Below are 13,731 nucleotides of genomic sequence, written 5' to 3' on the forward strand. Positions count from 1 at the left end.
AGAATTAAAATATGAAAAAAATATTAAGTCTTTTGGGAGCAATCACTTTAATAGGAACAAGTATAACAAATTTAGTTGCTTGTAATCATTTTACACAACAAGAGCTAGAAAAAATAAAAGAAGATAATAGCAAAATTATAAATGATATTAAATTAGAATGAATGGCACCACAAGAAAAACCTTTTAAACAATTAGACAATAAATATTATTTTGTAGTTTGGCGTGGTAATAAAAAGGATGATTGAAGAATTATTAAATTAATACATAATGAATTAAAAATAGGAAAAATATTCGATAAGTATAATCAATATACATTAGAATTAAGACAAGAAACTGGTTATCCATTTGATTTTACTTTATATGTTAGATATTCATCTTCTTGAGCCCCAGCAGATTGAGAATCAGATAATGGCACATACTTTAAATCAGTTTATCGCTGAAATTCAGATAAAAATATTCCTAATTTAGTTGTTGATTCTAAAACTGGTGAAATAAAAGATGAGAGTTAAGAAATATAAAAACTTATTTAATTAATTAAATAAGTTTTTATATTTCTAGTATAATTAAAGATATTTTTTCGTTGTTTTTATTAAATAATTGTAAATTATTAATATTAATTTGTTCTTTTATAGGTGGATAAGAAAATATTATACTATTTGATTGTTTTTAAAAATCAATAACTGCTTTATTTGAATATGATTTCTCATCTTCAACACCGTTTTTTCAAAGATATCACACATTTTCTTCTATTAACTGAAGATATGTATTTCTATCTTTACCACTAACTTTGGTTCCTATAGGACAACTTTTAATTAATTCTAAGTTAATATCTTTTTCTTTAATAATTTTTTTTGTTTGGTTTTTCAATAAAAATATTTATATCATAATTTCCATAACCCCATATACCAGATATTTCAATTTGATTTAAAGTAAATAATTTTTTATCAAAAGTTATTTTAATACTATAATCAATTAAATATTCGATTGTATTAATTCAATCTATTTTAGAATAAAGTAATTTATATCATTGTGAAAAATAGTTTAAATAATTTTCTATTTTGTCATTAGAAACAATTAAATTTGTTAAATATTTACCATATTCGCCATCTGATAATTTAATTTCAGCAGGAATAAGAGAAGGAATATTGTTTGTTTTTAATTCATTTGTTATTGATAATCAATTAAAATAATTTGTTTCTAGTTGATAAACAGAGTTTTCTGAAATATCTTTGTTTTTAACAGTTACTTTAATTTCATCATTGTTATTATTTTGTTTTTTTAAATTTCAATTTGTAATTTGTCCAGTTTTTTTGTCAATAATTGGTGCATTTGGTTCACTGTTATTATTTCAGTGATAAACTGATTTAAAATAAGTTCCATTATCTTTATTTCAATCATAACTTACAAATCCATTTTTATAAATAAATAAATCACCGCCAAAATGTGATGTTTTAAGTTCATATTTATCATACTTATCTAAAACTTTTTCTTTTTGTTCAAAATGTTTAAATTTAATAATGTGTCAATAATTATTTTCATTACCACGCCAAACTACAAAATAATATTTATTGTCTAATTGTTTAAAAGGTTTTTCACTTGCATAAACTTCTTCTCAATAATTTTTAGGTGGAGTAGGTCCACCAGAAAAATTAAAATATGATGAATTTAATAGTACTTGACAATCTTTAAATTCTCAATAACCATCTTCTATTTTATTGGGAGTTGAAGTTAATTCAAAATAATAAGGAGAAAACAATTTAATATCGTCATTATAACCTTTATTAATTGCATATTTACTATAAGTAAAGTTTGATAACATATAGATAATTTGTTTAAATCTTTTGACAGCATTATCGTTTAAAGATTTATAATTATCTAATTTTCAGTTTTCAAATAAACCATCAATTACATCTTCGGGTTTTTGTCCTTCGAATTTTTGACGTAATTCTGCTGCTTTATTAGAGGGGTTACCTTTTTCATCATACTTTGCTTCTTGAAATTTTCTATCATAATTATAACGATATGTTAAATAATTTAATAAAACAATATTTAATTCTTTAACATCTAATAAACCTAGTATATCTTTACCTTTAATATAGTTTTTGGCAATACTTCATGGTAAAAAACTTTCGGTAAATCAATATTGAAATACTCTTAAATTAGGGTTTGTTTCAATGGGCATTGATAACAATGGCACTAAATTAGCATTTTCAATATTTGATGATGGATGAGAATAAACACCATTAACATTACCTCAACACTTAATATTACCAAATAACATTGATTTAGGATATTTAATTTCAATACCAGTAAATACCGTATCTTCGGGCAATGATTTTTGTAATACTAAATGAATGCTATTTTGATTTTTTCATTTAAAATCAGTTATTTTAACTAAATGCATAGATTTAATAATATTAACACCATCAGGTGAATAAGGGCGTTTGTATTCTTCAATGATATAACATTCATTTTTGTTATCTTCACTAATTGGCTCATTAATAGATACTATTTTTAAGTCATAGGCTTCTAAAAATTCTTTGTCTTGTTTTGAAATATCATTAATTAAAATATCTTTTTCATCAATCATAACATAACTTGTGCTATTATCTTGGACTGTGGTATTTTGTTGAATTTGTAATTTAAAGTTAAAATCACTAATTTCATAACCAGTTATTTTAATATATTCATCTTTGTCAATAAAACCTATTTTAACGCTATTTTGAGAGTAATTTAAGATTGGTTTTTGCTTTGTCTTAACAAGATTATTAATTTTATAAATATATAAGGTTCTTGCACGGTCTTCAGTAAATAATTGTTCTAAGTCAGGGTTGCTGTACTGCAATTGATTAGCAAAATCTAACGGAATACTATCGATTGAATAGTCAATTGGTTCATCATTTTCCGCTAATTGTGCTAACATTTTTTCAGATGGTTTTAACATTATTCTTGTTCTCCTTCTTCGTTGGGCATATTGATAATAGTTTCGTTGTTTTTTAGTTGTCTGTTTAAAGTAGCATTTACTGGTAAGCGAACATCAATAATTAACTCATCAATATTTTTAATATTGAATGTTCTACTGTTTAAAATCGCATTATCATATTTAATTAACTTAATAATAAATTCAGTTAATTTAATTTCTCTAATATATATCATTTGTTCGTATGATGCGTTTGTTTGAATATTTACACCAGCAACTTCCGCCCGAGTTTGTTGGGCTCCCTTAGCGATTGCGGGAACATGATGGCGATTTATTTTATAGTAATTTGTTAATAATCAATCATATATTTTAGTTAATTGCTCACCTTTAAAATTACCAGCAATATAGTCTACTGGTTGAAAATTACTATCAGGGTCTCCTTCAACTAATAACAAATCATTTTCAATAAATGATGCCAGCATTTTACTAATTTCTTGGTCAACCACACCAGTAACTCCATTAGTATTAATAGTAAATTTACCACTATTTAATAATGGATCTAACATTATCTTTTCAGCAATAATATCTAAAATACTAGCAAATTGTTTACCATAACGAGCAGAAGGCTCAAAATTAGGGTTATTAGGAATAGTTTGAATTGGAATAAAATTAAGTGGTAATATTTCTTCTCTTTGTAAAGTTGTATAGTTATTTCATTTAGCATCATCAATATATAAGTCGGTAATAGTACTATATAATCGTGTTTTTAACTTTCTAATAACTTTAACTTGTTTAGTTACAGCATCAATCTCTAATTTTTCAGTAATAAAAATACTCTGGTCATTTTTAATATAAGGGTCATAATCAAAAGTGCAAGATACTAAATTACCTAATTCTTCATACCGGTCATTGTAAAAATCAATAGTAATAAAATTAAGTTTTGAATTATTAGCAAAAATAAAATATGCACCTTTACCATTCTTATTAATTTTATATTCGTTATATCAATTCTTATTGGTAAAGTCCTGCATTTTTTAAAAGCTATTAATTAATTTAGTATCTATTTTTTGATTAGTAAGTGGGTTATAAATGCTAATTTCTAAATCTCGCGGATTTAAAAAATTAGCATTATCTTCACAAATTCTTTTTTCTAAAATCTTATTATGTTTTTGAACAGTAACATTTTTACGATTAGTAATCGTTGATGCTAAATTAAGATAATAACTATCAATATCATATTCTTTTTTTAATTTCTTTTTTGCTGGCAACAATCCCATTTATAACACCTCTTTATTTTGTTTCTTCTTTTTTAATAACATCTTCAATACTATCTTGTTTTTGTTGTTTGTTATGAGTTTTGATAAATCTAATAGTTTCAATAATTAAAACTATAATTCCTGCTCCAATAAGCATTGCTGAAACAATAACATATGCTGGTCAAGAAATACCCAATGTTTTTTCTCCGATAAAACAAATAATAATTCCGGCAATAAAAAACAATGATGAAACTCCAAAGATTTTCAAAAACATAATCATATCTTTAATAGTTACTTTTGGCATAATACCATCTCCTTCCTAACTTACTTTTTTTTCTTTCAATACACAATCCTTTAATTTCAACACTATTTGATATTGATGATAATTTAAACTCACCGTTGGAAAATAATTGAATGGTAATTCAACGACTTGGATTATTTCCATATGATATTCCACTTGCTAATTGACCTTTAAAGTTTATATGCGTAATTATATATAGTTCTATCTCAAGCGTTGTATAACACCATAAACGATAATAATATTCTGACTTATTAAAATTTTTAATTTTATATCCTTTAGAATCTTGAACAAAATCACTAGTATCAACAACTTTTCAATCATTTGATATTTTAGGTAAATCTTTTTTCTGTAAATAAAATTTATCTAAATATTTAGTAGTACCAAATGTATCATCAGTACTTTCAATTCCCGCAACTGTACTATCAATAATTATATAATCAGCAGTATTTTTATCACCTTCAAAACTAGGGTCTCAAATTCTTAATTCCCCGTTTTCAGCATTAACACGACCACTACTATTAGGTAATAAAGTTATTTTATTTTGTTTTAAATCTGAAACCATTAATTCATCAGCAGTATTTTTAATAATTGTTTTATTATCAATTTTAATATCACTACCGCCACATTGTTTTGCTTTTCAGACACCATTTTTTTCATAAATAGTATCATTATCAAAGGGAACATTTATTTCATTATTGTTATTTTTAACAATAGTTTTATTGTCAATCTTAGTTTTTTCTTTTTCTATTAAAGCATCAACTTCTAATTGAGTATAATATGCTTCTAAATCAATCATTGTTAAATCAATACCTTCTTCTTGAAAAGTACGAAACATTTTCTTTAAAGTTGTTAAATTAGCCAATGATTTTGCATAGGTAGGCAATAGACCTTGTCAAGTAATCATAGGGTCATTTTGCGATGAATAATTAATATCACCAACACTCATATTTGCCGAAGTAAAAAATTCAATTGGAATGCGGTTAAATGTTCAATGCTCAATCGTAATAAACACCATATTAATACAAATTTTCTTTAATAATGGATCTTTAAATGTTTCAAACTTTAGTTTTGAAAATGGATAGTTTAAGTAAGAATTAATCATATTTTGGGCTCTTAAAGTAAATGTTTTAAATCATAATTCTACATCACCTTTAAAAAACTTATTATAACGAACTGGAACTTGTGTAATTTTACCTGTCATTGGAATAAAATTATTATAATTTTCCAAAGTAACATTTTGTCATAATTCATTTAACATTTAATCATCTCCTTATCATTTACTTTTTTTAGAATATATTTTCTTTAATATAAATTTTTTACTATTTAGTAATGTTTTTGTTTTAATTGTTTTGTTTAAATCTTGTTTTGTTCTGAGTTGTTTATATGCTTGAAATACTAGTCCATTACCTAACAAACTAGTAACCGCACTATCTTCTAGCGTATTTAACAATTTATATTTATTAAAGTTATTTTTAAATTGTTCTTGCATTTTTAATATCTTAGCAATTGTCCGATATATTTTAAAACTATCTTTTACTACTTGCTGATAAACAAGTGGGGCAAAAGAAACTAAATTAAACAAACTTGTTTTTTTAAATCCCCAACCAATAAACCATTCACTGTTCATATAGAATTTAAACGGTTCAGGAGCTAAAACAAACTGTTCTGCTTTGATTAAAGTTGTCATAACGACAATAGGGGCATATTTAGGATTTTTATAATATATTGTTAAAGCAACTTCACCCACAACTGATAATGGAACAATTTTAACTGCTAAAAAAACATCAGAACCATAAGCAAAAGGTAATAATTGACCTTTTTTAATAGCCTTAGTTTCAAATTTAGATAATATTTTTTTAGTTTTATCAGTAATTTTACTAATTACTTTTTGTTTAATAGTAATTATTTGTTTTTCAATTGGGGCTAATAATTTTTTAGTTACTTTTTGAATATAAAAATTTGGGTTTAAATGATTTAAAATTTTATTTAATTTAATTGGTGTTTGATGAAAAATATTTAATAATTTATTATTATATATTTTACTGCCCCGCATTAAATTAGCATTTAATATCAGGTTTTTACCAACACCTTTTTTATGAAGATTAGTCATTATGTTATATCACTCATTAGTATTAATTTTGCTTATTTTATCAATATTTAATCCATATTCAGACAATCATTTATTAGCATTTATTTCATTTATGCGTGGTATTTTTTGAACTAATGTAGGACTTATTTTTTGAATATTTTTTTCAATTTTTAATAAATTATTAATTGTTTCTAATTTAGAAACTTTAAAACCCTTATAAAAATCATTTCGGGCTAATTTTCCAATTGTATATAATAAAGTTTCATTATTAGCTTGTTTTGTAAAATCAAATATTAATTTATCAGATAAAATCTTTTTACCTCTAACTTGTCTTACAACATCTTCTAAATTATTAGCAGTTATTACACCTAATTTTTCAAGTAGTTTAGTTTCTTTCGTTAATTTTAAAATTTTAGTTGTTCGAGCAGCATGCGTTAATTTTCCAATACCACCAATTGCTGGTAGCAAATTTAAGGCAGTACTTTTTACTGTCACTTCTGATGTTAATTTATCGTATATTTGATTTACGGCAAAATCGGTTGCTGTTTCTACTCCAAATGAGATAAATGCTGCGGCAAAATTAGATAATCCCGCACCAAGACCAACAGCCGAAGCAATACCACCAGTTAAAACTGATAAACCAAGAGCTAAAACTTGAATTCCTAAAAATTCTAATAACTTTAAACCAAAACTTTTTTCTTGTTGTTGGATTGACAATCTAGTTGGATTTTTTTAACAGCATAAATAAGAGCTGTTTTAGATGTTCCAATTGGCATATCTATCAAACGAAAAAGTACTATTTTTTAGTACTATTAAGAATTTTTAATTTTAACATCAATCGGAGATGTTTGACCAGTAGCGTTGTTTTTACCTTCAATTTGAACAGAAACAGTTTTATCATTTGTAATATTAATTGGTCAATCTTCACCTTTACTTTCAATAAAGTAATCAAAATCACTTTCAGTTAAAGAACTATTTACGGCTTTAACTGCTTTTAAAACAACATCTTTAAATTGTGGTTTTAACTGTTCTGCTGTTGTTTGTGTTGGATTTGCAACATGAATAGTTGGTTTATCTAATTTATTAATTTTACTAATATCAATTTTTGTAACAATATGTTTAATAATTCCTTTAGGTTCAACTACTGCTCCACCTAAATATAAAACTCTTTCCATAATCAAAGTATTACCCATTCCAGTACCTAACGCAGCAGCACCAACCCTTAGCGGAGTATGGTCTTTTTTACGTAAAATAAGAGGGTCATATTTTTTACTAAATTTAAAGGCAATTGCATTAACTCCGTTTGGTAATAATTCAATTGTTCCTTCTGAACCATCTTTATTAATAATTGGTAATTTTTTAGGAACCATATAATATGTTGTTCCTTCAACAGTTTTCATTGCTCCACTTGTTTCAATTGCGCTATTTATTTGGTCATTTGCGCCAAGTTGTAACTGTAATTTATTACGAATTCCACGAATAAAATCAACCGAACCCAAGACTACTGTTTCTGATGAGGTAAATCCATTTTCATATATTTTATCCATAATTTCATCGTGGATTTGTAAAGCATTTGTATCATCTGCTTTTTGTTCTTGAATAGTTGTAACAGTTCCTTTATTAATAATTTCTAAAATTTTATTGCGTTTATAAGCAACTTCAGTATCCATTGCTTGCTCAATATTAGCCGCCCAAAGATTGGGATTAAAATCACTTTCTACGGGGTCTAATTTACGAGCAAAAGTTAAAATTGTATCTAATTCAACTGTTCCATCTTCAAACTTTACTTCAGTGTAGTTTAAAAGACTGTCATCAGTATTAAATACTTTTCCATCTTTTCCTATACCTTCATTATATTTAATATTTTTCTTTCTTTTATATGTTAAACCAAACTTATTTGCTTCTTTTCACGCAAATAATGCCTCTCAGCTAAATTTTTGTTGATAAGTTTGTAAATATCATTGGTCAAATGATTCACAATCTTTTTGTGTTGCTTGATTAACAATATCGCCGAATATTCTTTGTGGATTTTGTGCCATAATTTTATACCTTCTTTCTTATTTATTAAATACATTGTCTGTATCTAAAATATTGTTTTCTTTATTTTCTGATTTTGGTACGCCACCAGTATTAACTGTTTGTACCTTAATTAATTCATTATAAACACTCTGCAATTGTGCTTTAATGATTTCAATATCATCAGTAATATCATAAGATTTTAATAAAACATTTTTAAAATCTTCATTATCAGTTAAAGAATTAATAAAATCAATTACTTCAATTTGTTTTAATTGAATTGTTTGTTCTTCAATTTGTGAAGTTAATTCAGTATTTTTTGTTTGTAGTTCGTTGATTTGTTGATTACTATTTTCTAAATTACTTGCATTAAATTCTTCAACTTCAACAGTATTTTCTAAAATAATTTCAGCAGTTTTAATATCTAAACTACCATCTTCATTTTTAATAGGTTCATTATTTTCATTTATAAGAACATATTTTACATTTTTTAATGCCATTGTTTTTCCTCCTATTTTTTAATATTTGTATTTGTTCTTTTTCTAATCGCTTTTTGTATAATTTCAAAACTATCTACTCTAAAAGACAAAAAATAGCGTTTGGTTTTTATATTTAACTGATTAAATACTGAGCCTTTAATTTTTATCTCATCATCTTTTTTTAATTTCAAAAAACAGATACAACTGACGGATTATAAATTGATAATGTTGAGTAATTTAATCCTTCTCACTGACATTTAGCCGAACAAGCATCAACTTCAACACCCCCAGCAACCAGTGCCTTAATTTTAGTTTTAATTGGGTTTTCATGTAATCTAACAGTTAATTCTAATTTATTAACTTTTTTATTTTAGATTTATTAGTTATTGATTTTTTAAGTAAATTACTTTTTGTTTGTGCCATTTTTATCAACTCCTTCTGTTATAAAATATTGTAAATGTTTTCAAGCATCGTGTTCGTGCTCTGTCATTTTAATATTTCCTTTATAAATATAATTTTTTTTAACAACTGGTGATTGTAAAACATAATTTAAATTAAATAGATATTTACATAAAACTTTTAAACCACCAATAAATTTAGGAGTAGATAATGGATTTTTTATTTTTAAACCCTTATGAAGTTGATAATCTTCAATTATTACAATAACTTTTTTTAAATAAGAACAAATTTTATTTTTAAACTCATTTAATATTAAATACATATTATTTATTGCTTCTTCTTCATTTTTAAAATTAAAAGTAATATTATTAATTATTTTCTTTTGCAAAACATTATAAATAATCATACCAGTTTGTCCAATTCCAGCAGGGTCAATTGCAATAATATATTTTAATTTATTTGTTTTATTTTTTTGTCAATTTGTAATATTTTTCATCCATCTGATGCTAAATCTAAAATATCGTTAATTTTGTAATGTTGCATATAAGAAGCAATTACATCTCAATTGTTTTCAAATAAAATTAAGTACATTTTGGCTCATTCTAAACATTGCAAATCATAATGCTTTTTATGATGTGAAATACGACAATTAACAGGCTGACAATTAACTCAATCAAATGACGTTGTTATTTCATTTCAAGTTTTATTAATATACAAACTTTTATATTCTGTCATTTATCTATACTCCTTAATTATTTTTATTTGTTGCTCAAATTTCATCATTAATATCATTTACCGTTACTAGATAAGCTCGTATCATTAATTCTTGTAATTTATTTTTAATTTTTTTATTTCATTTTTTCATCAAATATTTTCCTTTCTGTAAAAAACATAATATTCCTTTATTGGTTAATATTTTGATATTTAGTAAATAATTTATTTTAGTATTTAATTACTTCGCCGCCCGCTTCACTTTGAAGGTGAGCGGGGGCGGGATAAGATATTTTGATAGAGTTTACCCCCATACGGAAATAAACAAAGAAACAGTTTACCCAGTTATTAATTACGCTTCATCCATCCCTAGACAACTTTATATAAAGAAAATAACCTTTTGGAGTTCCAACTCTCTTGTTTTTTTAGTGTCCGATATTATTTTTTTCGGTTTAACAGCACTCTTTTTATGAAAACAAGCAAAAAACACGCGCTCTGACATTTCGCAAGTGATTAATCTTGCCAAGAATTAAAGAAATAAATAGGAGTAGTAAATCCAATCGCTTTCACACTTTCTTTAAGGCTTCGTGCCATAGATGAGTTATTCATCTTTAAGCATCAAAATATTAAATTTTAAGTGCCGCATTATTCATCGGATAATACCTTTATTGAAAGGATTTATAAAAATATCGTTTATTTTGTGTAGGGAAAACAGAATTTAATCTGTTTTTTTATGATAAAAGTTCTAAATTTAAAGATACTATCCGATGAATAATGCAAATAAATTTATGTTTTTTAATATAAAAATAAAAAAAACAATCTCACAAGAGTTGTTTTTTACCGGTTCATCGTACAGGACGCCTATTTATTTTAGAAAGGAGATGAATTATAATGGTTATTATTTTGATTATATTGTACTAAATCTGGGCTCGCGGGATTTTCATAAGTTTGTGAAAAATTACTTAAAGTTTAAAAAAACTTTTGCCGCGCTTTTCAAAATACTTGGAAAAATTCTAAGCGTTAAGCGAAGAATTTTATAAAGGTTCCCAAATTTGTTTGAAAGAACCTCAAAATATTTTTTTAACTTGTAAGTCATTTTATCACAAAAATTTAAGAAAATCAACCGCTCGCCCAAAACCTCAAAAAACTATATAATTAGCTTTGTATATAAAAAGGATTTTTTAAAATGGATAAAACAAAGCATCATTTTACTTTTAAAGAAAGAGTAATGTAGAGTGCACCCCAAAAAGTAAGTAAAATAAAAAAAGATTTTGCTAAATTTTTATAGGGGGTGCATTTTTATATGGCAAAAAAAGGACAAAAATATAACAAATATACATCAGAATTTAGAACAAAAATCATTGAGGAAATTAAACAAAAAAGTTGTTGAATAGTAGCAAAACAATATAATATAAATGCAAATACAGTAGAATCTTGATGAGCAAATCATAAAAAAGGAAAATTAAACAATCCTAAAGGACCTAAAATTTCTTTTGGCAAAAGAAATTTAGAATATTATAAAACAAGGTATGAATTATTAAAAAAGCTCCATGACTTTTACAATTAAGCAAACTAAGAATTGTCTCTTTTATTAAACAAAATTTTTGTGAATATTCAATAAAATTATTACTAGAAGTAACAGGGTTAAAACGTAGTTATTGAGATAAATATAAAAATTATGACAGTAGCAAAAAAGATAAAAAAGCAATAAATGATATTGCAAAAGTCTATGAAGAAAATTTAAAACAATTTGGTTATCGAAGAATTACTAAATATTTAAAGGAAGATTATGGTATAAAATATAATTCAAAAAAAGTTTTAAGAATTATGCGTGATAATCAAATACAACCTGAATATGTAAGAAAAATGAGAAGAAAAATGAAATATAAACAGAATAAAGAAAAAAGCTTATTGCAATATCCTGATTTAATTAATCGTAAATTCAATGATATAAAAACAAGGTTTTCAGTACTATATACTGATGTAACATATTTAATTTGAAAAGGAGAAAGATATTATCAATCAACAATTATTGATGGATATACTAAAGAAATAGTTGATGTAAAGTGATCTAAATATAATGACAATAAATTAGTAATGGATAATTTAAATGATGCAATTAATAAAATAAAATTAATAAAAAAAGATCTGAATGGAATAATAATTCACTCAGATCACGGATATCAATATACATCCACTATTTATCACGATAAATGTTTATCTAACGGTATTACAATTTCAATGGGAAAAAATTACCACTGTGCAGATAATATTGTTATAGAAAGTTTTCATTCATTACTTAAGAAAGCTACAATCCATAATAAAATATATAATTCACATGAAGAATATATACAAGATGTTATAAAATGAAATACATGATATTCAAATCGTAAAGAAAAAGATATAATTAAAAAAATAGTAAATACTTTTTTATTAGTACTTACTAAAATGGGTGCACTCTAATGTTAAAAGATTTATTAGAACTTGATTCTTTAAAAAAAGAAAAAATGGTAAACCCAATATATCTAAAATAGTAAAAATATTGCATAAAAATCGCAATACAATTAGACGAGAAATAAAAAGGTTAAAAGATAATGAATATGACGCTAAATTAGCACACGAAGATTATTTACAAAAACGACAAAAATGTTTTAAAAAATCATCATTATTGCTAAATATTTTAGAATGACTAGATGAAAAATATAACAAATTTCATGATTCACCAGAACAAATCTGTAAAAAATATGAAAAAGAGTTTGGTATTAAATTTCCAGTATGTTTTAAAACTTTATATAAATATATTCATTTGGGATTTTTAAATTTCAAAAAATATAATTTGTATTTTCATGGTAGAAAATAAAACAAAAAATAGGATTGATAATCGCGGTAAAATAAGAAATTTTAGAACTATTGAAGAAGCAAAACATGATAAATATGAATTTGGTTGATTTCAAATGGACACTATGGTTGGCAAAAATAATAGTGTTTGTTTAGTTTTAATCGAAGAATTAACGCAATTTAAAATCATTGAACCATTAAAAAAAAGAAGTTACAAACGCATTAAAACGAATTTTTTCTAACAGATTTTTTAAAGATAGATGCAAAGGAATAATAACAGATCAAGGCAAAGAATTTGCTGATTGAGAAAAAATTGAAAAAATAACAAATGCTAAAGTATATTTTTGTGATGCTGGAACTCCAACTCAAAAACCCAAAGTTGAAAGAGCAATTCGTGATTTTAGACATTGATTTTCCAAAGGAATTGATTTAAGTATTTATTCAAGAAATTATTATCAAGAAGTTGCTAATATAATAAACTCTAAACTTAAAAAATCTTTACATTTACTATCTTCAAAAGAAGTTTTTATACAAATGTTTAATTTTTAATATAATTACCTATAAAAATTTTAATCATTTTATTTTTCAGTGTGCCAAAATTCATAAATTTAAAACAAAACTACTAAATTTTTTTAAATAAATTATATTGAACATTTATTTTATTGGTGTTATAATAAAATTAAGTAGAGTGCTACACTTCATAGTACAATTTACAGTGTTAT

General features: G+C 24.6%; 15 protein-coding genes and 1 pseudogene. 4 read left to right on the forward strand and 12 right to left on the reverse strand.

Annotated features, from left to right (window positions below; translation table 4 throughout):
• Positions 1-11 precede the first annotated feature (11 nt).
• On the forward strand, positions 12-509 hold the full coding sequence (locus AACL22_RS04600) for a lipoprotein (protein WP_338989955.1): 498 nt from the start codon (positions 12-14) through the stop codon (positions 507-509).
• A 157-nt stretch (positions 510-666) separates the two neighbouring features.
• Here the strand turns inward: AACL22_RS04600 and AACL22_RS04605 are convergent, their stop codons facing one another.
• The 12 genes from AACL22_RS04605 to AACL22_RS04660 all read right to left on the reverse strand — a co-directional run bounded on the left by AACL22_RS04605 (position 667) and on the right by AACL22_RS04660 (position 10,195).
• Entirely contained in the window at positions 667-867 is a 201-nt protein-coding gene (locus AACL22_RS04605) for a hypothetical protein (RefSeq protein ID WP_338989958.1), read from the reverse strand.
• Entirely contained in the window at positions 839-2,944 is a 2,106-nt protein-coding gene (locus AACL22_RS04610; RefSeq protein ID WP_338989960.1) for a hypothetical protein, read from the reverse strand. Before AACL22_RS04610 ends, AACL22_RS04605 begins: the two co-directional genes overlap by 29 nt.
• Positions 2,944-3,951 (reverse strand): hypothetical protein, encoded by a 1,008-nt coding sequence (locus AACL22_RS04615; RefSeq protein ID WP_338989962.1) that lies wholly within the window; start codon positions 3,949-3,951, stop codon positions 2,944-2,946. Before AACL22_RS04615 ends, AACL22_RS04610 begins: the two co-directional genes overlap by 1 nt.
• 3 nt (positions 3,952-3,954) lie before the next feature.
• Complete coding sequence (locus tag AACL22_RS04620) at positions 3,955-4,197, reverse strand: hypothetical protein (protein WP_338989965.1); 243 nt, start codon at positions 4,195-4,197, stop codon at positions 3,955-3,957.
• A 13-nt stretch (positions 4,198-4,210) separates the two neighbouring features.
• Positions 4,211-4,480 carry a hypothetical protein gene (locus AACL22_RS04625; protein ID WP_338989966.1) on the reverse strand — a complete coding sequence of 90 codons (270 nt, stop codon included), beginning with the start codon at positions 4,478-4,480 and terminating at the stop codon, positions 4,211-4,213.
• Complete coding sequence (locus AACL22_RS04630; protein ID WP_338989968.1) at positions 4,461-5,735, reverse strand: hypothetical protein; 1,275 nt, start codon at positions 5,733-5,735, stop codon at positions 4,461-4,463. The genes AACL22_RS04625 and AACL22_RS04630 overlap by 20 nt, the downstream gene beginning before the upstream one ends.
• Before the next feature lie 12 nt (positions 5,736-5,747).
• A complete protein-coding gene (locus tag AACL22_RS04635) occupies positions 5,748-7,283 on the reverse strand; it encodes a hypothetical protein (protein ID WP_338989971.1) in 1,536 nt (511 codons plus the stop codon).
• A 95-nt stretch (positions 7,284-7,378) separates the two neighbouring features.
• The gene (locus AACL22_RS04640; RefSeq protein ID WP_338989973.1) at positions 7,379-8,605 is read right to left on the reverse strand and encodes a hypothetical protein; all 1,227 of its coding nucleotides are present in this window, start codon (positions 8,603-8,605) and stop codon (positions 7,379-7,381) included.
• Positions 8,606-8,623: 18 nt separating this feature from the next.
• Positions 8,624-9,082 carry a hypothetical protein gene (locus tag AACL22_RS04645; RefSeq protein WP_338989976.1) on the reverse strand — a complete coding sequence of 153 codons (459 nt, stop codon included), beginning with the start codon at positions 9,080-9,082 and terminating at the stop codon, positions 8,624-8,626.
• Positions 9,083-9,093: 11 nt separating this feature from the next.
• On the reverse strand, positions 9,094-9,252 hold the full coding sequence (locus AACL22_RS04650; protein ID WP_338989005.1) for a hypothetical protein: 159 nt from the start codon (positions 9,250-9,252) through the stop codon (positions 9,094-9,096).
• Positions 9,253-9,464: 212 nt separating this feature from the next.
• The gene (locus tag AACL22_RS04655) at positions 9,465-9,956 is read right to left on the reverse strand and encodes a hypothetical protein (RefSeq protein ID WP_338989978.1); all 492 of its coding nucleotides are present in this window, start codon (positions 9,954-9,956) and stop codon (positions 9,465-9,467) included.
• A complete protein-coding gene (locus AACL22_RS04660; RefSeq protein WP_338989094.1) occupies positions 9,911-10,195 on the reverse strand; it encodes a hypothetical protein in 285 nt (94 codons plus the stop codon). Before AACL22_RS04660 ends, AACL22_RS04655 begins: the two co-directional genes overlap by 46 nt.
• A gap of 1,279 nt (positions 10,196-11,474) precedes the next feature.
• Between AACL22_RS04660 and AACL22_RS04665 the strand changes: the two genes are divergently transcribed.
• From AACL22_RS04665 to AACL22_RS13750, 3 genes and pseudogenes are all read left to right on the forward strand, one after another.
• Positions 11,475-11,738, forward strand: coding sequence for a hypothetical protein (locus AACL22_RS04665; protein ID WP_338988671.1), 264 nt, complete (start codon positions 11,475-11,477; stop codon positions 11,736-11,738).
• A 140-nt stretch (positions 11,739-11,878) separates the two neighbouring features.
• A complete protein-coding gene (locus AACL22_RS04670) occupies positions 11,879-12,634 on the forward strand; it encodes an IS3 family transposase (protein WP_338993007.1) in 756 nt (251 codons plus the stop codon).
• Positions 12,634-13,558, forward strand: a pseudogene (locus tag AACL22_RS13750) (IS30 family transposase). Before AACL22_RS04670 ends, AACL22_RS13750 begins: the two are co-directional and overlap by 1 nt.
• Positions 13,559-13,731 lie beyond the last annotated feature (173 nt).

The organism is Spiroplasma endosymbiont of Seladonia tumulorum, assembly GCF_964020235.1.
Classification (GTDB): domain Bacteria; phylum Bacillota_I; class Bacilli_A; order Mycoplasmatales; family Mycoplasmataceae; genus Spiroplasma.